We start from the raw sequence: 23,643 nt of genomic DNA on the forward strand, positions 1-23,643 counted from the left end.
CTTCTTGTGGTTTTTGTCTGCCGGGCACAGCCAGTTTCGTGCCAGTTGCGCCGCGACCGTCTGGCCCGGGGCCTTGCTGGCAACACCGGCCAATCGCAGGTTCACAAGTGAACACAAGCACTGAACAACTGAACACTTGCCGGTTTGACATTGAACAACCGTGCACGACACTGAACAGCGGTCGGCCCCATGACAACAATCACACAGGACAGGCCCATGGCCGCATCCGCTTCGCCCCATGCCCAACTGATCCAGGCCTCCTGGGCCCGCTGCCGCGACCACGGCCTGCAACCCCAGCACGCCCCGGACTTCGACTGCCTGACCCGCGCCGAGCTGAACGCCCTGCTGGAGCAGCGCCAGGCCCTGCTACGCCTGACCCGCGAAGCGGTGCTGCCGCAATATGCGCACCTGCTGGGCAATGCCAGCTACCTGGTGATGCTGGCCGATGCCAGCGGCTGCCTGCTCGACAGCTGGGGCTCGCGGCGTTTCATCGAGCCGCGCCAGCAGCACGGCTTCAGCGCCGGCGCCCACTGGCACGAGCGCGGTGTCGGTACCAATGCGCTGGGCACCGCGCTGGTCTGCGCCGAGGCGATCCATGTGGGTCAGGACGAGCACTTCCTGCGCCAGAACCGCTATATGTCCAGCGCCGCCGCGCCGTTGTTCGATGCCGAGCGGCAGCTGGTCGGGGTGCTCGATGTGGCCAGCGACGGCTACCTGCCCGCCAGCCAGACCCTGGGCCTGGTACGCATGATGGGCCAGAGCCTGGAGAACCGCCTGATCCTCGCCGAGCATGCCGGCCAGCACGCGCAACTGATCTTCAACAGCGCCTCCGACAACCTCGACAGCCCCTGGGCCGGTCTGCTGGTGTTCGATGAGCACGGGCGGGTTCTGGCCGCCAATCACCGGGCCGACACCCTGCTTGGGGGCAACCCGCTGCAGCAGAACATCGCGCAACTGTTCCAGTTGCCTCTGCAACAGCTGCTCGGCCATCCCCAGCAACAGCCCTTCGCCCTGCAAGCCATCGGGCGCAACCGCTTTCATTGCCAGTGGCAGCTGCCGCGCGAAGCCCCCGGCCGCCCCGCCGCCAGCAGCGCCGAGCCACGCCTGGAGAAGGCCTTGGCGCAGGCCGGCCTGCTGCTGGAAAAGGACATTCCGGTACTGGTGCAGGGTGAAACCGGCGTAGGCAAGGAGGTATTCGTCGAGACCCTGCACCGGGCCAGCAGCCGCGCCAGCCAGCCGCTGATCGCCGTCAACTGCGCGGCGATCCCGGCCGAGCTGGTGGAGTCGGAGCTGTTTGGCTACGACAAGGGCGCGTTCACCGGTGCCCACCAGAAGGGCAACCCGGGGCTGATCCGCAAGGCCCACCACGGCATCCTGTTCCTCGACGAAATCGGCGACATGCCGTTACCCACCCAGGCCCGCCTGTTGCGCGTGCTGCAGACGCGCAGTATCCAGCCATTGGGCAGCGGCGAACCGGTGGCGGTGGATATCCGCGTGGTGTCGGCAAGCAACCGCGACTTGACCGAAGAAGTGCGCGCCGGGCGTTTTCGCCAGGACCTGTTTTACCGCATCGCCGGGCTGGCAGTGGTGTTGCCGCCGCTGCGCGAGCGCAGTGACCGCCGGCAGCTGATCGAGCAAGTGCATGCGCGCTACCGCGACCCCGGGCAACCAGTTCGGCTGCCTGCGGCTGTTATCGAGCTGCTCGATCGGCACCCCTGGCCGGGGAACATGCGTGAACTGGTGAGTGTGCTGCAGGTGGCGCTGGCCTTGGCGGGCAATGGGCCTGTCGGCCTGGAACACCTGCCTGCGGGTTTTCTCGCCGAGGCGCAGGTGCCTTTGCCGGTCGCGACCGAAGAGGCGGACCTGCACACGCTGGTGGAGCAAGCCAACGGCAACCTCTCGGCGGTGGCGCGCGGGCTCGGGATCAGCCGCACCACGCTGTACAAGCGGCTGCGTGAGCGATGATTGCCTTGGCCTGCACTGGCCTCATCGCCGGCAAGCCAGCTCTCATAGAACTGCACATAAGTCATTGAATTAGCAGGGACCTGTGGGAGCGGCTTTAGCCGCGAACACCGGCGCAGCCGGTGCCATGCACCGCGTTGGATTCTTCGCGGCTAAAGCCGCTCCCACAGGGTACGAGGATCGCTTGCGAATTCAGTTATCTGTGCGACAGCGCGGCCCAAAGGGCTGGGCTATCTCCTACAGCGCGCTCTCAAGGCCGGTGATATCCCTGTGGGAGCCGGCTTGCCGGCGATAGGGCCGGTACAGGCAGCCACAGCCGATTCGGCTGCCAGCGCAGCGTAATCAGCCAAAGCCGCTGCTGCCACAGCCCATTACAGCCAGCTTTACCTCCCCTTCCGCCGCACAATGAAACCAGAGCCCACTCTGGAAGCGTCGCCGCAGGGAGACCCCTCATGACCCGCTATATCGATGTGCAAGACCTGGCCCGCCTGGTCAACCGCAAAGGCCTGCCCACCTGCCTGCTGGAAATGGCCGACTACATCCGCCAGGACTACCTACGCTGGCATGCCTTCGAAAAATGCGCCCGGGTGGCCAACCATTCAGCGGACGGCGTGATCGAGCTGATGCCAATCTCGGACGCCAGCCGCTACGCCTTCAAGTACGTCAACGGCCACCCGAAGAACACTCGCCATGGCCTGCCCACGGTGATGGCCTTCGGCGCCCTGGCGAGCGTCGATACCGGTGCACCGTTGCTGCTCAGCGAAATGACCCTGACCACCGCCATCCGCACTGCGGCCACCTCGGCCCTGGCCGCCCGCTACCTGGCGCGCGCAGACAGTCGCAGCATGGCGTTGATCGGCAATGGCTCGCAGAGCGAGTTCCAGGCCATCGCCTTCAATACCCTGCTGGGCATCGATGAAATCCGCCTGTACGACATCGACCCGGCCGCCTCGGCCAAACTGGTCGCCAACCTGGCCAACCGCCCCGGGCTCAAGCTGAGCATCGCCAGCTCCGTGGCCGAAGCGGTGCGCGGCGCCGATATCGTCACCACGGTTACCGCCGACAAGGCCTGCGCCACCATCCTTATCCCGGAGATGATCGAGCCAGGCATGCACCTGAATGCCGTGGGCGGTGACTGCCCGGGCAAGACCGAGCTGCACCGGGCGATCGTCGAGCGGGCCCGGGTGATCGTCGAGTACGAGCCGCAGAGCCGGGTGGAAGGCGAGATCCAGCAGATGCCGGCGGACTCGCCAGTGACCGAGTTCTGGCGGGTGGTTGCCGGAGAGGCCAGCGGGCGTGAGAGCGCCGAACAGGTGACGCTGTTCGACTCGGTGGGGTTTGCACTGGAGGATTATTCGGCGTTGCGCTACGTGCTGGATACGGCGCAAGCGCTGGATATCGGCACAGACATCGGGCTGGTGCCGGTGCTGGAGGATCCGAAGGATTTGTATGGGTTGTTGCAGCCGCGGGTGGTGGAATTGCGGGCGGTGCCCAAGGCTGGTTCTGTCTGCGCCTGATAGACATTGGGGCTGCTGCGCAGCCCATCGCGACACAAGGCCGCTCCTACACAAGGACCGCATATCCCTTGTAGGAGCGGCCTTGTGTCGCGATGGGCCGCGCAGCGGCCCCCTTTACCGCCTAACCTGTCCAATGCCCTCTTCCGAACGAAGCCCAAGCGCATGGACACCAAGGACGCCAACGCCCACCCCCTCGACCGCATCGACGAAGCGATCATCGACATCCTGCGCCACGACGGCCGCATCACCTTCGAGAAACTTTCCAGCCTCGTCCACCTCACCCCGCGCCCCTGCCTGGAGCGTGTACGCAAGCTGGAGCGCCGTGGCGTGATCCGCGGTTACGGGGCGATCATCGACCTGCAGAAGGTCGCGCCCGGGGTGTCGCTGCTGGTGCTGGTCGCCCTGTCCAACCAAAGTGGACGGGCCGCGCAGAAGGCCTTCGAAGCCACTCTGCGCAACTGCCCGCAAGTGCACGAATGCCAGCTGATCAGCGGCCACTTCGACTACAGCCTGCGCCTGCGCTGCCGCGACATGGAGCACTACCGGCTGCTCAGCGAAAGCTGGATGAACGACGACACCCTGCACATCGACAAGCTGGTGGCACATCCGGTGCTGGCCGAGGTCCAGTCAATGGCCCGCTGATTGCAATAGTGTCCCAGGCGCTGGCCAAACCCTGCTCTGGTTCACGTGTAGTCATTCACGGCACGCACCGAACTAGAGCCTGACAGGCCGGAACGCCCCACAACTGGTCAGACCGGTAAGGCCGAAAACCCTTGCAATGTCAGATTTTTCGCGCTTTCATGGCTTCGCGCTGAACAAACCGGTAAGACCACAATAATTAAGTCCTGCGCTCTTTCGCCCCGTGCGGCTACCGAAGCAAGGACACCGATCAGAGATCCCTCCCATGCTCAAATGGTGCTCGCGTTCGATCTTCCTTCAAGTCGTGCTCGGCCTTGCCCTCGGCATCGCCTGCGGTCTCAGCTTCCCCGACCTCTCCCTGCAACTCAAACCCCTTGGCGACGGCTTCATCAAGCTGATCAAGATGCTCATCGGCCTGATCGTGTTCTGCGTGGTGGTCAGCGGTATCTCGGGTGCCGGCGACCTGAAGAAGGTCGGGCGCATCGGCCTGAAGTCGGTGATCTACTTCGAAGTGCTGACTACCCTGGCGCTGGTGATCGGCCTGGTGTTCGCCTTCACCAGCGGCATCGGCAGCGGCGCCAACATCCACCTGGACCAGCTGTCCAGCGCCGACGCCAGCAGCCTGGCAGAGCGTGGCCAGCATATCCACGGTGCCACGGCATTCTTCATGGACCTGATCCCCACCTCGGTGATCGGCGCCTTTGCCGACAACAACATCCTCCAGGTGCTGCTGTTCTCGGTACTGTTCGGCAGCGCGCTGAACCTGGTGGGCGACTCGGCAGCCGGCATCTCGCGGCTGATCAACGAACTGAGCCACGTGATCTTCCGCATCATGGGCATGATCGTGCGCCTGGCACCGATCGGCGTGTTCGGCGCCATCGCCTTCACCACCAGCAAGTACGGCCTGGAATCGCTGCAACACCTGGGCGGGCTGGTGGCGCTGTTCTACCTGACCTGTGCCGGCTTCGTACTGATCGTACTGGGCACGGTCATGCGCCTGTCGGGCCTGAAGCTGCTGCCACTGATCAAGTACCTGCGTGAAGAGCTGACCATCGTGCTGGGCACCGCCTCGTCCGACGCCGTACTGCCACAGATCATGCGCAAGCTGGAGCACCTGGGTATCGGCAGCTCCACCGTCGGCCTGGTGATCCCCACCGGCTATTCGTTCAACCTCGATGGATTCTCCATCTATCTGACCCTGGCCATCGTGTTCATTGCCAACGCCACCGGCACGCCACTGGCGATGACCGACCTGCTGACCATCCTGCTGGTGTCGCTGGTGACTTCCAAGGGTGCTCATGGCATCCCAGGCTCGGCGCTGGTGATCCTCGCCGCTACCCTGACCGCCGTGCCAGCGATCCCGGTGGTCGGCCTGGTACTGGTACTGGCGGTGGACTGGTTCATGGGCATCGGCCGGGCGCTGACCAACCTGATCGGCAACTGCGTGGCCACCGTGGCCATTGCCCGCTGGGAGAAGGACATCGACCTGGAACGTGCGCACAACGTGCTCGATGGCAAGCCCGGCTTCGCGCCCACGCCACGCAAGCAGCCCAACCCTCATCAACAGGAATTCTGAGCGAACGTGGCCGGCACTGATGCCGGCCCTTCCAGGAGCGAACCGTGATCAGCTCATCGACCGTCGTCAACTCAGTGGTGGAAAAACTGCGCCAGGCCCTGGCCCGAGGCCAATGGCGTACCGGCGACATGCTGCCAGGCCAGCGCGAACTGGCCGAACAACTGGGCATCAGCCGCCCCAGCCTGCGCGAAGCGGTGACTGTGCTGGAAACCCTGGGCCTGGTGCGCTCGCTACCGGGCAAGGGCGTACTGGTACTGGATGCCGATGCCGCCGCGCAGGAACCGGGCCTGGACACCAGCACCGCAGCCAGCCTGGCCGACGTACTGGAGCTGCGCTACACCCTTGAGCCCTTCATCGTCGGCCTGGTGGCGCAGTCGGCCAACAGCCAGGACATCGGCCAGTTGCGCCTGACCCTTATGGACATGCGTGAAGCGCTGGAGGCCGATGACAGCGAAGCCGGCGTCAGGGCCTACATCGCCTTCCATGAAGCGCTGTTCGCCCTGACCACCAATCCGATCTTCCAGAGCGTGGTGCAACAGACCGGCAATGCCCTCAAGCAGAGCGCCGACATGCTGCGCAATTCGCCAGAGCACCTGGCCGCGCGGCTGAAGGAAAACGAAGCGGTGGTGCGCGCCATACGTGAGCGCAGCAGCGCCCAGGCCAGTGCCCAGATGCGCCAGCACATCCTGGCCGAAGGGTTGCGCATGGGCATCCCGCTGAACATCCCGGAAGAACACCCGCATCCATGACCCCAGGAGAGCGACCATGAACGCCGCCCCTCACTTGCCGGCCCTGCTCGCGGCCGGCGAAACCCGCCTGTCGGCCGAGCAGATCTACCCGCGGCTGTTCGATGCCATCCTCGAACAGCGCCTGCCACCTGGCAGCCTGTTGCCCGAACAGGCACTGGGCCATGCCTTTGGTGTCAGCCGTACAGTGATCCGCCGCGTACTCGGGCGCCTGTCCGACCAGCAGGTTGTGGTGCAACGCCCCAGCCACACTGCGCATCTGGCCGCGCCCGACCCGGAGCAGGCACGCCAGGTACTCAGCGCCCGGCGCCTGGCCGAAACCACGCTGATCACCCTGGCTGCGCAACGCGCCCGGCCGGCGCAGATTCGCCAGCTGCGACAACTGGTGGAGCGCGAGCGCCAGCACCATGAAAACGGCGAGCGTTGTGCAGCGATCCGCCTGGGTGGCGAGTTTCACCTGAAACTGGCGCAGGTGGCCGCCAATGCGCCACTGGCGCGGTTTCTCAATGGCCTGGTGCCGATGACCTCGCTGATCATCGCCCGCTACGAGTCGCCATGCTGCGATCACTGCGCGTGGCAGGAACATGCGGCGATCATCGATGCCGTGGAGCACGGCGATGCCGAGGCGGCGCTGGGGCTGATGCACAAGCACCTCGACCGCCTGGAAGAAAAGCTCGACCTGGAATGACCCATGCTCTTTCTGGTGAACGCGGTCCTTGTGGGACCGCGTTCACGCAGAAATCTGCGTTGATCCTGAACGGCCGATAGGCTGCACGGCAGCCCATCACTCCCCACCCTATACTCCGAGAACCATCCCAGCCTCTACCAGGGAGGCGGTTGCGTGAGCATTCGAGCCCTCCTGCTGCTGTGCCTGCTGCTGGCCCTGGTCGGCTGCGCAGGCAAGGCCCCACCTGTGCCGCCACCACCGGTGGTGCTCACCCCCGCCGCCTGGCAACGCATCGACCAGGAACTGATCGAAGCCTCGGTCGGCGCCGGCAGCTCGGCCAACGACTATGCGCGGCGCTCCATGCGGGTGTGGAAGGAACAGGTACAGCAGCGCACCGAAAGCGACTTCATCCCCTGGTTTACCGGCTACTGGACCCAGCAGTGGCTGACCCTCAAGGTGGCCTGGTACAAGATCGACAGCGGTGAAGGCCGGGAGCCGGCGGAAAAGCGCCTGGCGCTGTACCTGCAGGAGCAGTACCACAAGCGGGTGATCGAACCGGTGGCCGAGCAGATCAACCCCGAAGGCATCCGCGACCGTGCCAGCGAGCTGTACTTGCAACTCCTCGGCCAGCAGCTGCCAGCGATCATCAGCCGCTACAACGCGCCCCCCGAGCAGTTCAGCCAGCGCCTCAACCGCATTCCCGCCATCGCCCTGGGGCCGCCGGATGCGCGCAATGCCAGCCTGTACCAACTGCTGCGGGCCAAGTCGCTGGCCCAGCAACCGGCGTGGCAAGCCATGCGCCAGCACCTGCAGGCCAGCAAAGGCCCCGGAAAAACCGATGTCGGGCTGAACTCGGTGGCCAACCAGGCCAGCGAAAAGCTCGGCGCCACCCTGGCACCGCGCGGCATCGCCAGTGCCGTGGCGTCGGCGGTGGGCAAGGTGGCGGGGGCGATGATTTCGATTGCGGCGGCTGGCTACGGGATGATGACCCATGACCGCGAACACCCGCAGATGGTCGAGCAGTTGCGGGTGATCCTCAACGTGGCGCTGAACCAGGAGTGGCAGGAACTGATGGAGAATCGCCAGAGCGGGGCCATGTCGGGGGTGTACTACCTGTCGGGGCAGGTCGAGGACAGCTTGCTGGCCAGTGCACCGAGGCCGACGGAGCAACCGGTCGAGCAGCAGGTGAAGCAGCAGGAGCCTTTGATCATTCGCCTGCCACCCTAGTGGTTGATTGTTCCGACCTCTTCGCGGGTAAACCCGCTCCCACAGGGTCGTTCACAGCATTCAAAGCCTGTGATATCCCTGTGGGAGCGGGTTCACCCGCGAAGAGGCCGCCACAGGTAACGTGTCAGGCCGTAGCCAACGCAGAGCTGGGCAAGCCAAAGATCCGGTCGAACGCCCAGTTGTAGGCAAAGGTGTAGCACGGCACCAGCACGATGAACGCCATGTCCACCAGCAACGCCTCCAGCAATGTCATGTCCAGCCACCATGCAATTAGTGGGATCAAATACACCACCAGGGTCAGCTGGAAGCCGATGGCATGCGCTACCCGCCGTGCCACACTGCGCCCGCGCTTGACCTGGCGGCTCTCCCACCGCTCGAACAGGGTGTTGTAGATCAGGTTCCAGAGCATGGCGATGGTGGTGATCATCACCGCCAGAGGCCCGGTATGCGACGCCTGGGTATCCGACAGGTAGGCCAGCCCGAGGGTCGACATGCACAGCCCGATCAGTTCATAGAAAGTCACGTAGACCAATTTGCGTTTGATTCCCTGCACCCGGGATTACCTCCAATGACAAAGCGATGGGGCGCGATCATGCTTCATCGTGCTTGACAGCAAAAGTCAGCAGCTGTCAGATCGACTGACAGGAGGCTGCCATGAACTTTTCCAGCGACAATATCCAACTGTTTCTCGCCGTGCTCGACCGCGGTTCGTTTTCCGCCGCCGCGCGCGCTCTGCAGCGGGTCCCTTCGGCCGTGAGCATGGCCATCGGCAACCTCGAGGCCGAACTGGGCTACAGCCTGTTCGAGCGTGGCCCACGGGAAGTTCGCCCGACTGCCCAGGCCATGGCGCTGGAACCCCATGCCCGGTTGATCGCCGAGCAACTGGGGCTGCTGCAGGTGCATGCCCTGGAACTGTCCCAAGGGCTGGAGAGCAGCCTGACGCTGGCCGTGGTGCCGGACATCGACCACCGCCCGTTGCTGGCGGCCATCGCACGCCTGGGTGAGCGGCACCCGCTGCTGGACATCGCCCTGCTCAGCGCCCCGCAGGAAGAGGCCGTGCACTTGCTGGACAGCGGCCACGCCGACCTCTGCGTGGCCTTTGCCGGGCTGCAGGTCGATGCCCGTCGCGGCTTCCAGCACATCGGCATGGAGTCGCTGGTGGCCACCTTGTCCCCCACCCACCCGGCCTTGCGTGAGGGGCGGATCCACTACCTGGAAGACCTGACCCGGGTGCGCCAGATCCTGGTGCGCAGCCGTGACCTGCCGCTGGCCGACCCACGCCCGTTGATAGGCGCCACGCACTGGTCAACCGACAGCTTCGACCTCGCCCTGCAGATGGTGGAGGCCGGCCTGGGCTGGGGCGACCTGCCGTTGTCGCGGGTCGCGCCGCTGCTGGCCAGCGGGCGCCTGGTGCGCCTGGATTTTCGCAACACCCGCAACGAGCTGCAGTTGCCGGTACACATCTTCTGGCGCAAGCAACAACCGCTGCAGCAGGCTGCACGCCTGTTGATCGAGCAGTTGTGTAGCCAGTGAATACCGTCTGTCGAAACGACCGTAAGAAATTTCTGTAAGCACTTCAATCTTTTACCCCTTGAGCCGATATCCCGAACGATAGGTTGCGCAATGCGTCATGAGCGCACTGCGCCCTCCCCTCATTGGCTCAAGGTCTCGAAACATGAACCTGAAATTTCGCCACAAGATCCTGCTCAGCGCCTGCGGCGTCGTGGTCCTGGCATTTGCCCTGTTCACGCTCTACAACGACTACCTGCAACGCAACACCATCCGCCAGAACATCGAAGCTTCGGTGCAGCAGTCCGGCGCGTTGACCGCCAGCAGCGTGCAGAACTGGATGAGCGGGCGCATCCTGGTCCTGGAAAACCTGGCCCAGGACATCGCCCAGCAAGGCGCCGGCGATACCCTGGCCGGGCTGATCGAGCAGCCGTCCTACACGCGTAATTTCCTGTTCACCTACCTGGGCCAGGCCAACGGTGTGTTCACCCAGCGCCCCGATACGCAGATGCCCGACGGTTACGACCCACGTCAGCGCCCGTGGTACGGCGCCGCGGCCAGCGCCGGGCAGACCGTGCTGACCGCCCCGTACCAGGGTGCTGTCGGCGGCCTGATGGTAACCATCGCCACGCCAGTGAAAAGCAAGGGCAATGGCGAGCTGATCGGTGTGGTCGGCGGCGACGTCACCCTCGATACCCTGGTCGAGATCATCAACTCGGTCGATTTCGGCGGCATCGGCCACGCCTTCCTGGCCGACAGCAATGGCCAGGTGATCGTCAGCCCCGACAAAGACCAGGTAATGAAGAACCTCAAGGACATCTACCCGGGCAGCAACCTGCGAGTCGCCGCCGGCATGCAGGATGTCACCCTCAATGGCCAGGACCGCATCATCTCCTTCGCCCCGGTGGCCGGCCTGCCTTCGGCACAGTGGTACATCGGCCTGTCGATCGACAAGGACAAGGCCTACGCCGCGCTCAGCCAGTTCCGCACCTCGGCGATCATCGCCATGCTCATCGCCGTGGCTGCCATCGCCGGCCTGCTTGGCCTGCTGATCCCGGTGCTGATGAGCCCGCTGACCACCATGGGCCGCGCCATGCGCGACATCGCCGAGGGCGAAGGTGACCTTACCCGCCGCCTGACGGTGCAGAACAAGGACGAGTTCGGCGAGCTGGCCACTTCGTTCAACCGCTTCGTCGAGCGCATTCATGCCTCGATCAGCGAAGTGTCCTCTGCAACCCGCCTGGTGCACGACCTGTCGGAGAAGGTGGTCAACGCCTCCAATGCGTCGATCATCGGTTCCGAAGAGCAAAGCATGCGCACCAACAGCGTGGCCGCAGCAATCAACGAGCTGGGGGCCGCCACCCAGGAAATCGCCCGCAACGCCGCCGATGCCTCGCAGCATGCCAGCGGAGCCAGCGAACAGGCCCACGGTGGCCGTGAAGTGGTCGAAGAAGCGATCAGCGCCATGACCGCCCTGTCGCAGCGCATCAGCGAATCTTGCGCGCAAATCGAAACGCTCAACGCCAGCACTGACGAGATCGGCAAGATCCTCGACGTGATCAAGGGCATCTCGCAGCAGACCAACCTGCTGGCGCTGAACGCCGCCATCGAAGCGGCCCGTGCCGGTGAGGCCGGCCGTGGCTTTGCCGTGGTGGCAGACGAGGTACGCAACCTGGCGCACCGCACACAGGAATCGGCCGAAGAAATCCACCGCATGATCACCAGCCTGCAGGTGGGCTCGCGCGAAGCGGTGCACACCATGAATACCAGTCAGGTTTCCAGCGAACAGACCGTGCAGGTGGCCAACCAGGCAGGCGAACGCCTGGCCAGCGTGACCCAGCGCATTGGCGAGATCGATGGCATGAACCAGTCGGTGGCTACCGCTACCGAAGAGCAGACCGCCGTGGTCGAGAGCCTCAACCTGGACATCACCCAGATCAACGCCCTGAACCAGCAAGGGGTGGAGAACCTCAACGAGACCCTGCGCCATTGCGACCAACTGGCCCAGCAGGCCGGGCGACTGAAGCAGCTGGTAGGCAGCTTCAGGATCTGATGGCCCAGGGGGGCGCTCTGCGCCCCAATCGCGACGCAAGGCCGCTCCCACAGGTGCCATGCGATCCTTGTGGGAGCGGCCTTGTGTCGCGATAGGGCTGCGCAGCAGCCCCCTACGCCACCGCCGCTTTAACCACTTTACCCCGCCGCACCCAGGCCAGCAGCACCGCCGCCATCAGCACGAAGCCCAGGTAGCCGAACAGCGGGTACACCTCACCCACCAGGCTGATGAACCCCACCAGGCTGCAGCCGAACGCCACCACTCCGGTCACCACCGAACCCCAGCGAAACTTCGCCGTACCCGCCGGCATCAGCCGCGAGAGGAACGAGAACAACGTACCCACCGCTGTGTTGACGATCATGCCGAAGATGATCAGGCACATCACCAGCCCCAGCAGTGGCGATACTTCGTTGGCGATCGACAGCATCGGCATCGGCAAGTCAGCCACGCTGTCCAGGCGCGACAACAGCCCGGCACTCATCACCAGCATCAGCCCACCCAGTGCTGCACCACCGAGCAGCCCACCCCATACCGCGGTTCTCTCGCCCTTGGCCGAGCCGCCCAGGATGGCCAGGATCGGCGCGCCGGCAACGATGTTGTACGACACGTACAGGAACGCCCCCAGCAGCCAGTGACGGGTGCCCGCCTGTTGCTGGCTGGCCAGCTGGTCGAGCTGGGCGAAGCTCTGCTGCCGGCTGAACACGGCGTACAGCGCAATCGCCGAGGCCACCAGGATCAGTAAGGGTGTGATGGCACCGATGGCAAGGATCACCTTGCGCACGTCCAGGCACACGATACCCACCACCACCAGCGTCACCAGCACGCTGCCGGTCAGCGCCGGGATGCCGAACTGCTGCTCCAGCAAGGCACCACCACCTGCCAGCATGACCACGGTGACGGCAAACATGAAAAAGGTGATCAGCCAGTCGACGAACAGGCCCAGGTGACGGCCGCAGATGGCCTGGATCACATCCTTGTGCGAAGTGGCCTGCAGGCGATTGCCCAGCCCGGCCAGGGCCATACCGAGGAAGGTGAACAGGGCTGCGCTTACCAGTGCACCGACCAGCCCCCACACACCGAAATCGACAAAGAACAGCAACAGTTCCCGGCCCGAAGCGAACCCCGCCCCCACGATCACGCCGACAAACGCGCCGGCTATCTTCAGCTGCTCTTGCATGTGAACCTCTGGATTTATTGTTGTTTTGCTTTTTGGCGGGCAAGTCAGACCGCCGCTCCTACAGGTAATCCACTGTCCTTGAATGCAGCGCTGGCCCTGTGGGAGCGGGTTCACCCGCGAAGAAGGCACCGCGCTGCATGGCACCGGCTACGCCGGTGTTCGCGGGTAAACCCGCTCCCACAGGGCCAAGCAATCTTCCTGGTTTTGCGCAAGCAGTTGTTCATGCGCAGATTTCTGCCCGCTCAGGCGTCGCCGACAAACGCCTGCACTTCGATCTCAACATCCACCCCCAGCGCCAATGCCGAGGCCACGGTCGAGCGCACCGGCAGCGCTGCGCCGAAGAACTCCTTGTACACCTCGTTGAAGCCGGCGAAGTGGCTCATGTCCGACAGCCACACCGTGGCCTTGACCACCTGGTCGAAGCGCGCGCCGCAGGCCGCCAGGCTTTCGCCGATGCGTTCGCAGGCGGCGCGGGTCTGGGCCTGGATGTCACCGCGCACCACTTCGCCGCCAGCACTCATCGGCACCTGGCCGGACAGGAACAGGAAGCCGCCGGCTTTCACCGCACGGGAGAACGGGAACGGCAGGCTGCTGGGGAAACGCTGGATATCATTGCTCATGGAATGCTCCTTTCAGGATTGCTGGAAACGGGCCGGGGACAGGCGCTCGGGCACCACCCCCTGGCTGACAAGGCCAGGACACAGCGGCTGGCCCAGCAGCAGGTCGGCGGCCAGGCGCGAGGCGCCCGCCGCCGACTGGATGCCATAGCCACCTTGTGCCGCCAGCCAGAAGAACGCTGGCGCGTGCGCATCGAAACCGATCACCAAGTCGCCATCGGCGACGAACGAGCGCAGCCCGGCCCAGGTGTGGCTTGGCCGGCGGATCACCAGGGTGGTCATGGCTTCGATGTTGTAGATGCCCAAAGCCACGTCGAGCTCCTCGGGCGCGGCGTCCTGGGGTTCGACCGGGTCGGCATTGGCCGGCGAACCCAGCAGCTGGCCGGCATCGGGTTTGAAGTAGAAGCTTTCGTCCACGCCGATTACCGCCGGCCAGTGGGCGAAGTCCTGGTCTGACGGGCCGGGGAAAGTGAAGGCACTGCGCCGGCAGGGTTGCAGGCCGATACGCGCCACCCCGCACTGCTCGGCCACACGGTCGGCCCAGGCGCCAGCGGCATTGACCAACTGGCGTGCCTGCACGCGGCTACCATCGCCCAATTCCACCTGCCACAGGTCATCCAGGTACCACGCCTGGATCAGCTCGGCGTTGCAGCGCAGTTCGCCGCCAGCGGCGCGGTATCCACGCAAGAAGCCCTGGTGCAGGGCATGCACGTCCAGGTCCATGGCACCCGCTTCGAGCACCGCGCCGGCCAGGTTCTCGCCACGCAGGCTCGGCACCAAGGCCAGGGCGGCGTCGCGGTCGAGCAGGCTGACCTCGGTGCCGTTGGCCAGGTTCTGCGCATGGGTCTGCTCGAGCAGCGCCTGCTGTTCCAGGCTGGCGACGTACAGGCAGCCGCGCGGTTCCAGCAGCGGGTGCTCGCAGAACCCTTGCGGTGGTGCTTCGTAGAAGGCCCGGCTGGCGCGGGTAAGCGCCTGGATCTGCGGGGTACCGTAGGCCTCCATGAACATGGCTGCCGAACGCCCGGTGGAATGGTAGCCAGGCTGCGCCTCGCGCTCGAGCAGCAGCACCTTCTGCCGGCCGGCCAGGCGATAACCCAGGGATGCACCGGCAATGCCGGCGCCGATGATCAGGGTGTCGTAGATCGGGGTCATGCACGCTCCTGCCAGCAAATTATCATTTATGAGAATTCTAATATATGAGAATTTACGAATACGCAAGGGTCCAAGGTAAGATGCCCGACCAACGCCGCATACCGAGACCCCGAATGCCCGCTGCCCTACCCCTGCTGGACCGTGCCGTAGTCGGCCAGCGCCTGCGCCAGGTGCGCAAGGCGCGCCAGATGACCCTCAAGCAATTGTCCGAAGCCAGTGGCGTACCGCTGTCCACCCTGTCGAAGATGGAGCTGGCGCAGGTGTCGGTCAGCTATGAAAAACTCGCCGCCGCCGCCCGGGCGCTGAATGTCGACATTGCCCAGTTATTGCGCGCCAGCGGCACGGTCACGGCGCCAGTGCCGGTGACGGTGGTGGTCGATTCGCTGCCAGCGGCGGCGGGTTACTCGACCGGCACCTATGACTATCACCCGCTCGCCGGCGACTTCCCCGAAAGGCGCATGACACCCGCCTATGCCCGCATCATTGCCCGTGAACGCGGCCAGTTCGACGATTTTATCCGCCACCCCGGGCAAGAGTTCGCGTTGGTGCTCAGCGGTCGCGTTCGTATCGAGTTCGAAACCGGCGAAGCAGTGAGCATCGGGCCGCAGGAGACGGCGTATTTCGACAGCCAGGTGGGGCATATCTACCTGTCGGAAAGTGACGATGGCGCAGATGCGCATGTGATGGTGGTGATGACTGATCGTTGACAGGCTTTCATGAGAGCAACTGCCTAGCTGAAAATCTGAAAACTGGCGAGATCCCCTGTGGGAGCGGGTTTACCCGCGAACACGGGCGAAGCCCGTGCCATCCACCGCAGCGCCTGCTTCGCGGGTAAACCCGCTCCCACAGGGAACCTCTGCAACCCCTGACCCGGTTATAACCTAATAACGAACAAGTCTATTTGGCTATAAAAAAATCTATATGCTGGCTGCATCCGATAACGGGCAAAGTTGGGCAGTCGAGTAGCGTATGGATGTAGGTTCTTTCGGTTTCACCATTGCGGGCCTGGTCGTGGGCTTTATCGTCGGGATGACCGGCGTCGGTGGCGGCTCGCTGATGACCCCGATCCTGTTGTGGTTTGGCATCAGCCCGGCAACGGCCGTCGGCACCGACCTGCTCTATGCCGCCATCACCAAGGCCAGTGGCGTCTGGGTGCATGCGCGCAACAAGAACGTCGACTGGAAGATCACCGGCCTGCTCAGCCTGGGCAGCGTGCCCGCGGCGGCGCTGACCCTGTGGTTCCTCAGCACCCTGCACACCGACACCTCGGCGCTGAACGCCATCATCAAGCAAGGCCTGGCGGTGGTGCTGATCCTGACCGCGCTGGCCATCCTGTTCAAATCGCGCCTGCAGGCCTTCGCCAGCCGCCATGCCGGTGACCACTACCACCTCAGCGACCGCAGCCTGAACACCCTTACCGTGCTCACCGGCGTGGTGCTGGGGGTGATGGTCACCCTCACCTCCATCGGCGCCGGCGCACTGGGTACCGTGGCGTTGTTCCTGCTGTACCCGTTCCTGGTCACCCGCCGCCTGGTCGGTACCGAAATCGCCCACGCCGTGCCACTTACCCTGGTGGCGGGCCTGGGCCATGCCGGCATGGGCAACATGGACTGGTCGCTGCTGGGCTACCTGCTGCTGGGCTCGCTGCCAGGCATCTACCTGGGCAGCCACCTCACCGGGCGGATTTCCGACCGCGTGCTGCGTCCTTGCCTGGCGGCGATGCTGCTGCTGATCGGCTACAAGCTGGCGTTCTGAGCTTCAGCCAAGGCGCAGGCGCCACTGCCCGGTAAAGCTCAGCTCCAGGCGCGACAGCGGCAACACGTCGACCCGCTGACTGGCGCTCATCGGGCAGCCAAGTACGTGCACCAGCGCGGCGCGCACGACCATCGGGTGGGTAATCGCCACCCATTCACCCGGCCTGTCGAAGGCTGCCAGCCAGGCGGCGATGCGCTGGCAAAGCACGGCGAACGACTCGCCGCCGTGCACATCACTGGCCGGGGCCTGCAGCCATTCGGCCATCGCCTGCGGTTGCTCGGCCTGCAATTGCTTCAGCGTCAGCCCTTGCCAACGCCCCAGGTCGCAATCGGCCAAGGCCGGCTCGACCTGCACCGGCCCCGAAAACCACGCCGCCGTCTCGCAGGCTCGCCGCTCTGGTGCAGTCAGCACCCGCACACCGAAAAGGTCGGCGAAAGGCTGCTGGCCCAACGGCAGGATGCCATCGTCGGCACGGTGCAGGCGCCCGCTCTTCTGGGCCTGGGTAAGGGCGTGGCAGATCAGGGTCAGGCGGACGGCTTTCACCGGGTTTCTCTCGCGGCGGGTTGGGGCGCATGGTTTAACATGCCTTGGCACTTTTTGCCGCAACAACATGGCACCGGCTGCGCCGGTGTTCGCGGGCACGCCCGCTCCCACAGGGATAGCGCATGGTTTGAGGTCGATGCGCTCGAATGGGCCGCACAGCGGCCCGTTGGATCAGAAGTTGATGTTCAGCGCAGCGAACACCGCCCTGCCCGGCTGGTTATAGGTATTGGCGCCCGAAGTACTGGCATTGCCACCACGCAGGATCTGTTTGTCGAACACGTTGTTCACCCCCACCCGTACGTCGTAGTTGGCGTTGAACTTGTACCCGGCGCTCACATCCATCAGGCCGTAGGCTTCCACGTCCTGTTGCGCGGCCTTGTCGTAGTCTTGCTGGGTGCGGTCATTGAAGGTCGGCGACTTCTGCTTGCCGAAGTAGGTCGCTGCCACCTGGAATGACAGCTTGTCGGTGGCGCGCCAGTCGAGGGTGGTGTTGACGGTGTATTCCGGTATCACCGACAGCGGTTCGCCGGTCTCGCGATTGTCGTTGTCGAGCATCCAGGTCAGGTTGGTGTTCCAGTCCAGGGCCGGGGTCAACTCGATGAACAGGTTGCCTTCGATACCTTCCACCCGCGCCTTGCCGGCGTTGTCCCACTGGGTCACGCGGCTGCCGGTGCCGATGGCGTACAGCACATCGGTATCACCGACGATCTTGTTCTTGTAGTCGTTGCGAAAGTACGTGGCACTGGTGCGCCAGGTGCCACGGTCGTACAGCAGGCCGATTTCCTTGTTGACGCTGATCTCGGGCTTGAGGTCGGCGTTGCCCTGCAGGTAGCAGCCACCGTTGTTGGTCTGCTGCACGCTGCAACCATTGCCGCGGCTGTACAGCAGGTAGTTGGGGTTGGACTGGTACAGGTTCGGGACCTTGTAGGCGCGCGCGATGCCGCCTTTGACCGACAGTGCTTCGGTCAGCTTGTGCGACAGGTTCAGGCTGGGGCTGAAATTGTCGCCGAAGGTTTCGTGGTGGTCGAAACGCAGGCCCGGGGTAATGGTGGTATCGCCGACAATGATGTTGTCCTCGACGAACAGTGCATAGCTGCGAGCGGTCATCTTCGAACTGCTACGGTCGAAACCGACAAGCCCGTCATTACCCGTGGGGTCCGAACTTTGCGGGCGCAGCGAGCCCTGGTCATTGAGCGTTTCGTACAGGTACTCGCCGCCCAGGGTCAGTACATGCTCGGTACTGCCCATGGCGAATGGCAGGTTCACTTCGCTGCTCAGGCGTGTGTTGCGCAGGCGCGACATGGCGGCGCCTTCGGCATTGGGGGCGCCTTCGGTGCGGCCTGCCAGGCCTTCGTTGAGGCGCCAGTTGCGCACGTATTCGTAGGCCAGCACGGTCTTGCTGGTCCCCCAGGTGAAATCGCCCAGGTGGGTCAGGTCGTAGGTACTGCGCTGCATCACATTGGTTTCGTGGCCGTACAGGCTGGACACGAATTCGACGTCACCACCGCCGTTGCTGTTCATGGTGTCGCCGGCAAAGATATTGCCCTGGCGGCTATAGCCGGCACTGGCCTCGAGGCGGTGCTCGTCGTTCAGCTTCCAGCTCAGCAAGCCATTGATGTCCTTGTTGCGCACGCCTTCGCGGCCCGCCACCAGCGCACTGGTGGCATGCCCGGCGTTGATGTCCAGGTCGTCGGCATCGGTCTTGGCCAGGCCGCCGTACAGGCGGAAGCCGAGGTTGTCGGTCAGGCCGCCGCCGAGGTTGAAGTTGGCCCGGCGGCTGGCGCCCTCGGCGCTGTCTTTCGGCAGCTGGGTGTACAGGCTGACGCTGCCCTTGAGTTCGTCGGTGGGCCGCTTGGTGATGATGTTGACCACCCCGCCCATGGCGCCGGAGCCGTAACGTGCGGCCGCCGGGCCACGCAGGATCTCGATGCGCTCGACCGCTTCGGCCGGTACCCAGTTGGTTTCACCGCGGGTATCGCGGTCGCCGTTCCAGCCATAGCGCACGGCATTGCGTGCGCTGGATGGCTTGCCGTCGATGAGGATCAGGGTGTTTTCCGGGCCCATGCCGCGCAGGTCGATCTGCCGGTTGTTGCCACGCGCGCCGCTGGCGCTGTTGCCGGTCAGGTTGACCCCGGGCTCGCGGCGGATGATGTCGGACAGGTCATTGGCCGGCGGATGGCGCTTGATGTCTTCGGCGGTGATGATCGACGTACCCAGGGCCTGGCGTGCCTCGCGCTCGGCAGTGACCAGGGTGTCCTGGATCACCAGCGCGCTGTCGGCAACCGGCATCTCCAGCACCTCACCCGTGCGCTGTTCTTCGGCCTGGGCCACGGTGGCCACCATGGCCGGTGACGCCAGCGCGACGAACGCCAGGGCCAGGCTGTTGGGTGAAGTCTTGCACTGCATGGGTACATCTCCTGCGATTCATGAGCGAAACGGCACATCCCTGTCGGAAACCGGGAGCCCTCGCCCACCGGCCTCGCAAACACAGTTTGGTGGCCAACAGGGATGGTAAATATAGAGATTCGCAAATGAGTTTAAATCTTATTTACGAAGTTTACATGTTTGTAACGGAACTTTGCTGACACGATGGAGCTGCCGACGCTGCGGTGCAGTCCGGCTACCAGTGCTTTCATGCAGCTGCCGATTTGCATCCTGCGTGAGGGCTCCTAAAGTTTCGATCGTAGCCCCTCTGCCGAGCCTCCTGATGCGCAGCCATGAAGAAAGCCACGCCACGAACGCCACCAGGTCCCTGTCGAAGATCCCTCGCAGTGTCTGGGCGCTGGGCTTCGTATCGATGTTCATGGACATTTCCTCGGAAATGATTCACGCCCTGCTGCCGCTGTACATGGTCACCGTGCTTGGCACCTCGGTAGTGGCGGTGGGCTTTATCGAAGGCATCGCCGAGGCGACCGCCTCGATCACCAAGGTGTTTTCCGGCGCCCTCAGCGACCGGCTGGGCAAACGCAAGCTGCTCACGGTGCTTGGCTACGGCCTGGGGGCGTTGACCAAGCCGGTGTTCCCCATGGCCTCCGGGCTGGAGTGGCTGACCGTGGCACGCTTCGTCGACCGGGTCGGCAAAGGCATTCGTGGGGCGCCGCGCGACGCGCTGGTGGCCGACGTTACGCCTGCTGAACTGCGTGGTGCAGCCTTCGGCCTGCGCCAGGCGCTGGATACCGTGGGCGCCTTCCTGGGGCCGTTGCTGGCGATCGTGCTGATGTGGCTGACGGCGAGCCATTTTCAGACGGTTTTCTGGGTGGCGGTGATCCCGGCGTTCGTAGCGGTATACATCCTCATCGCCTTCGTGCGCGAACCTGAAACGCCAGCCACCACCCGGCCAGTGCGCTCACCGTTGGCGCTGCATGAGCTGGCCCGCCTGGGCCCGGCCTACTGGCGGTTGATCGGCCTGGCCACGCTGTTTACCCTCGCCCGCTTCAGCGAGGCGTTTCTGCTGCTGCGCGCCCAGGACATGGGCCTGGCGCCGCTGTGGGCGCCGGCGGTGCTGGTGCTCATGGCCTTGGCCTATTCGCTGTCGGCCTACCCCGCCGGGGTACTGTCGGACCGCGTAGGCCGCCGCGGCGTGCTGATGACCGGGCTGGGGCTGCTGGTTACCGCCGACCTGCTGCTGGCCCTGCTCCCGGGCTGGAGCGGCCTGGCCTTGGGGGTGGCGGCCTGGGGGCTGCACCTGGGCTTCAGCCAGGGCGTGTTTGCCGCCATGATTGCCGACAGCGCCCCCGCCGACCTGCGCGGTACAGCCTTCGGCCTGTTCAACCTGCTGACCGGGGTGGCGCTGCTGGCGGCCAGCGTGGTCGCCGGGCTGCTGTGGGACGGGGTCGGCTTCAAGGCGACATTCCTGCTTGGCGCAGCGTGCGCCGGCAGCACTTTGGTCGGGGTCGCATTGCTCAGGCCAGGGCCGATCACCGGCAAGCCGAACTAGGCCAGCACTGGCTGCTGCTCCAGTAGCGACCAGCCACCATGCCCATCCACCTCCAGCCGATGGGTATGGAAACCTGCCAGCGTGCTGCGGTGCCCGACACTGACCAGCAACGCCGCCGGCATTTCCGTGCGCAACAGCGAATACAGGGCATGCTCGAGCCCTTCGTCCATGGCCGAGGTGGACTCGTCGAGGAACACCACCTGTGGCCGGTTGAACAGCACCCGGGCAAATGCCAGGCGCTGCTGCTCGCCGACCGAGAGAATGTGTGACCAGTCACAGCTGACGTCCAATCGCTCGGCCAGGTGGGCCAGGTTGACCTGGCACAAGGCCTGTTGCATCCGCGACTCATCCTCAGGCTTGCCGGCCGCTGGGTAGGCGATAACGGCGCGCAGGTCACCCAGCGGCAGGTAGGGCCGCTGCGACAGGAACAGCGCCTGGTGGCCCAGCGGCCGCCTGACCTCACCCTCGGCGTACGGCCAGAGGCCCGCCAGCGCACGCAACAGCGTGGTTTTGCCGCTGCCCGACGGCCCCTTGATCAACAGCGCCTGACCGGCATGCAGGTCAAGGTCCAGGTTGGCGATAAGGGCATGCCCGTCCGGGCGCAGCACCTGCAGACGGCTTATCGCCAAGGCATGCTCCTGGTCCTTGGTGATGACGCGCGGCAAAGCACTCGCCTGCTCGTTGGCATCGAGGAAGCCGGTCAGACGGTCGAGGGTAGCCCGGTACTGGGCAAACGCATCATATGACTCGCGGAAGAACGACAGCGAATCCTGCACCTGGCCAAAGGCCTGGGAGGTCTGCATGACATCACCCAGCTTGATCGCCCCGCTGAAGAAGCGCGGTGCCTGGAGAATGAACGGGAACACTACCGCTACCTGGCTCACGCCCAGGTTGAAACCACTGAATTTCAGGTTCCGGAACACCAGCGCCCAGGCATTGACGATCAAGGCACCAAAGCGGCCCAGCAAGGTTCCCCGCTCGACCTGCGCGCCCTGGTAGAAAGCGATGTTCTCGGCGTTCTCGCGCAGGCGCATCAGCGCGTAACGGAAGTTGGCAGTGAGCTTTTCGTTGAGGAAGTTCAGGCGGATCAGCGGTCGCCCGAGACGGAAGGCGATCCAGGTGGCGACGATGACATACAGGTACACGGCAAACACCATCGCCCGGGGAATTTCCACACCGGCAACAGCCAGCGGCGCCGACAGCCCCCAGAGGATGCCGGTAAATGCCACCAGCGAAACCAGCGCACTGACCGCGCCCAGGGCAAGGGTCACCGAATTGCTGACAAAGGCGTTGACGTCCAGTTCGATACGTTGGTCGGGGTTGTCTACGGGCTGGGCGAGGAACTGGCCACGGTAGTAGGCATCGCCGTGCATCCAGTCCTCGGTCAGGCGCTCGGTCAGCCAGACCCGCCACTGGATGCTGAACGCCTGGCTTACATAGAAGGTGAATAGCGAACGCAGCACATGGATTGTGGCCAACACCGCGAAAACGCCGAGCAGGTACCAGAAGGCAGTTTGGTCAAGGCCCTGCAAGGCGCTATAGAAGCCGTTGTACCAGAACGAGAACAGCACGTTCAGGCGCACGGAGAATAGCGTCAGTACCAGCAGCAGGGCGAACACCAGCAACGGCCGCCAACTGCGCCTGAAACTGAAATAGGGCCCGGCAAGCTGCCAGAACTGGCTGCCCCAACGCGTATAACGTACGGCCAGTGCGGCGGCTGCCGTGAAGCAGACAAGGGTGATGAACGAGGCGATTGCCAGCCAGCTCAGGCTCTCTTCCAGCGCCTGGTGCCAGTTCATTTCCATGATGGGTATCCGTGCTGAGTATTTCCGCGAGCGTAGCATCGACCTGTGATTCGTCAGGCATAAATGACGCACATTTCATGATTGCTTTTGAGAGCTACGCGGGCCCCTGTGGAAGCGGCTTTAGCCGCGAAGCAGGCAGCGCGGTGGATGGCACCGGCTTTGCCGGTGTTCGCGGGTGAACCCGCTCCCACAGAGAAGGGTTGTGCCGGCCCGGGACTTCCGGGCCACAAAGACAAAACCCCTACCTGCATGCGCAGATAGGGGTTTTGCGAAATGAATCTTGACGATGACCTACTCTCACATGGGGAAACCCCACACTACCATCGGCGATGCATCGTTTCACTGCTGAGTTCGGGATGGGATCAGGTGGTTCCAATGCTCTATGGTCGTCAAGAAATTCTGTTGCCAGAATGTCCAGATGGACAGCCCAGCGAATTCGGATATGCGATATCTGTGGTGCTTTTGTGAACAGTGCGAACTTTCGGTTCGTTTCGTCTTCACCACCGCAATCTGCGTAGCAGATTGCTTGGGTGTTATATGGTCAAGCCTCACGGGCAATTAGTATTGGTTAGCTCAACGCCTCACAGCGCTTACACACCCAACCTATCAACGTCGTAGTCTTCGACGGCCCTTCAGGGGATTCAAGATCCCAGTGAGATCTCATCTTGAGGCAAGTTTCCCGCTTAGATGCTTTCAGCGGTTATCTCTTCCGAACATAGCTACCCGGCAATGCCACTGGCGTGACAACCGGAACACCAGAG

18 protein-coding genes, 2 rRNA genes and 1 pseudogene are annotated in these 23,643 nt (G+C 64.2%); 12 read left to right on the top strand and 9 right to left on the bottom strand.

What is annotated here, in order from left to right:
• Window positions 1-216: 216 nt before the first annotated feature.
• From J5M58_RS06205 to J5M58_RS06235, 7 genes and pseudogenes are all read left to right on the top strand, one after another.
• Window positions 217-1,965: a sigma-54-dependent Fis family transcriptional regulator gene (locus J5M58_RS06205; protein ID WP_207877554.1), complete on the top strand. Its 1,749-nt coding sequence runs from the start codon at window positions 217-219 to the stop codon at window positions 1,963-1,965.
• Window positions 1,966-2,414: 449 nt separating this feature from the next.
• Complete coding sequence (locus J5M58_RS06210) at window positions 2,415-3,479, top strand: ornithine cyclodeaminase (protein WP_207877556.1); 1,065 nt, start codon at window positions 2,415-2,417, stop codon at window positions 3,477-3,479.
• A gap of 162 nt (window positions 3,480-3,641) precedes the next feature.
• Entirely contained in the window at window positions 3,642-4,121 is a 480-nt protein-coding gene (locus tag J5M58_RS06215; RefSeq protein WP_112252302.1) for an Lrp/AsnC family transcriptional regulator, read from the top strand.
• Between the two features lie 262 nt (window positions 4,122-4,383).
• Window positions 4,384-5,714 (top strand): annotated as a pseudogene (locus J5M58_RS06220) (C4-dicarboxylate transporter DctA).
• 24 nt (window positions 5,715-5,738) lie between these two features.
• Entirely contained in the window at window positions 5,739-6,443 is a 705-nt protein-coding gene (locus tag J5M58_RS06225; RefSeq protein ID WP_112252301.1) for a FadR/GntR family transcriptional regulator, read from the top strand.
• Window positions 6,444-6,459: 16 nt separating this feature from the next.
• Window positions 6,460-7,128: a GntR family transcriptional regulator gene (locus J5M58_RS06230; RefSeq protein WP_133970990.1), complete on the top strand. Its 669-nt coding sequence runs from the start codon at window positions 6,460-6,462 to the stop codon at window positions 7,126-7,128.
• Between the two features lie 153 nt (window positions 7,129-7,281).
• Entirely contained in the window at window positions 7,282-8,334 is a 1,053-nt protein-coding gene (locus tag J5M58_RS06235) for a hypothetical protein (protein ID WP_207877558.1), read from the top strand.
• Window positions 8,335-8,458: 124 nt separating this feature from the next.
• Here the strand turns inward: J5M58_RS06235 and J5M58_RS06240 are convergent, their stop codons facing one another.
• Entirely contained in the window at window positions 8,459-8,887 is a 429-nt protein-coding gene (locus J5M58_RS06240; protein ID WP_112252297.1) for a PACE efflux transporter, read from the bottom strand.
• Window positions 8,888-8,988: 101 nt separating this feature from the next.
• On the opposite strand from J5M58_RS06240, the gene J5M58_RS06245 reads away from it, so the two are divergent.
• Together J5M58_RS06245 and mcpA are read left to right on the top strand one after the other, a co-directional pair.
• Complete coding sequence (locus tag J5M58_RS06245; RefSeq protein WP_112252296.1) at window positions 8,989-9,867, top strand: LysR family transcriptional regulator; 879 nt, start codon at window positions 8,989-8,991, stop codon at window positions 9,865-9,867.
• Between the two features lie 142 nt (window positions 9,868-10,009).
• Entirely contained in the window at window positions 10,010-11,896 is a 1,887-nt protein-coding gene (mcpA, locus tag J5M58_RS06250; protein WP_207877560.1) for a methyl-accepting chemotaxis protein McpA, read from the top strand.
• Window positions 11,897-12,008: 112 nt separating this feature from the next.
• Here mcpA and J5M58_RS06255 read toward each other — a convergent pair whose 3' ends face one another.
• From J5M58_RS06255 to J5M58_RS06265, 3 genes are all read right to left on the bottom strand, one after another.
• Window positions 12,009-13,073, bottom strand: a complete 1,065-nt coding sequence (locus J5M58_RS06255; protein WP_112252294.1) for a hypothetical protein — start codon at window positions 13,071-13,073, stop codon at window positions 12,009-12,011.
• Window positions 13,074-13,315: 242 nt separating this feature from the next.
• On the bottom strand, window positions 13,316-13,693 hold the full coding sequence (locus tag J5M58_RS06260) for a RidA family protein (RefSeq protein ID WP_085593503.1): 378 nt from the start codon (window positions 13,691-13,693) through the stop codon (window positions 13,316-13,318).
• Between the two features lie 12 nt (window positions 13,694-13,705).
• Entirely contained in the window at window positions 13,706-14,842 is a 1,137-nt protein-coding gene (locus tag J5M58_RS06265; RefSeq protein ID WP_207877562.1) for an FAD-binding oxidoreductase, read from the bottom strand.
• Between the two features lie 113 nt (window positions 14,843-14,955).
• Here J5M58_RS06265 and J5M58_RS06270 point away from each other — a divergent pair, with 113 nt between their 5' ends.
• Complete coding sequence (locus J5M58_RS06270; RefSeq protein ID WP_112252292.1) at window positions 14,956-15,549, top strand: helix-turn-helix domain-containing protein; 594 nt, start codon at window positions 14,956-14,958, stop codon at window positions 15,547-15,549.
• A 262-nt stretch (window positions 15,550-15,811) separates the two neighbouring features.
• Window positions 15,812-16,597 (top strand): sulfite exporter TauE/SafE family protein, encoded by a 786-nt coding sequence (locus tag J5M58_RS06275; protein WP_112252290.1) that lies wholly within the window; start codon window positions 15,812-15,814, stop codon window positions 16,595-16,597.
• 3 nt (window positions 16,598-16,600) lie between these two features.
• On the opposite strand, the gene J5M58_RS06280 is transcribed toward J5M58_RS06275, so the two are convergent.
• Together J5M58_RS06280 and J5M58_RS06285 are read right to left on the bottom strand one after the other, a co-directional pair.
• The gene (locus J5M58_RS06280; RefSeq protein ID WP_207877564.1) at window positions 16,601-17,140 is read right to left on the bottom strand and encodes a histidine phosphatase family protein; all 540 of its coding nucleotides are present in this window, start codon (window positions 17,138-17,140) and stop codon (window positions 16,601-16,603) included.
• 171 nt (window positions 17,141-17,311) lie between these two features.
• Window positions 17,312-19,546: a TonB-dependent siderophore receptor gene (locus J5M58_RS06285; RefSeq protein ID WP_207877566.1), complete on the bottom strand. Its 2,235-nt coding sequence runs from the start codon at window positions 19,544-19,546 to the stop codon at window positions 17,312-17,314.
• A 301-nt stretch (window positions 19,547-19,847) separates the two neighbouring features.
• Here J5M58_RS06285 and J5M58_RS06290 point away from each other — a divergent pair, with 301 nt between their 5' ends.
• On the top strand, window positions 19,848-21,077 hold the full coding sequence (locus J5M58_RS06290) for an MFS transporter (protein ID WP_207877568.1): 1,230 nt from the start codon (window positions 19,848-19,850) through the stop codon (window positions 21,075-21,077).
• On the opposite strand, the gene J5M58_RS06295 is transcribed toward J5M58_RS06290, so the two are convergent.
• The 3 genes from J5M58_RS06295 to J5M58_RS06305 form a co-directional block, all read right to left on the bottom strand.
• Window positions 21,074-22,882 carry an ABC transporter ATP-binding protein/permease gene (locus J5M58_RS06295; protein ID WP_207877569.1) on the bottom strand — a complete coding sequence of 603 codons (1,809 nt, stop codon included), beginning with the start codon at window positions 22,880-22,882 and terminating at the stop codon, window positions 21,074-21,076. The genes J5M58_RS06290 and J5M58_RS06295 overlap by 4 nt on opposite strands.
• A gap of 278 nt (window positions 22,883-23,160) precedes the next feature.
• Window positions 23,161-23,276: ribosomal RNA gene (gene rrf / locus J5M58_RS06300) — 5S ribosomal RNA — on the bottom strand.
• Window positions 23,277-23,419: 143 nt separating this feature from the next.
• A 23S ribosomal RNA gene (locus tag J5M58_RS06305) occupies window positions 23,420-23,643 on the bottom strand; the annotation flags it as partial.

The sequence above is a fragment of the Pseudomonas sp. 32_A genome (assembly GCF_017490905.1).
In the GTDB taxonomy this organism is placed as follows: domain Bacteria; phylum Pseudomonadota; class Gammaproteobacteria; order Pseudomonadales; family Pseudomonadaceae; genus Aquipseudomonas; species Aquipseudomonas inefficax.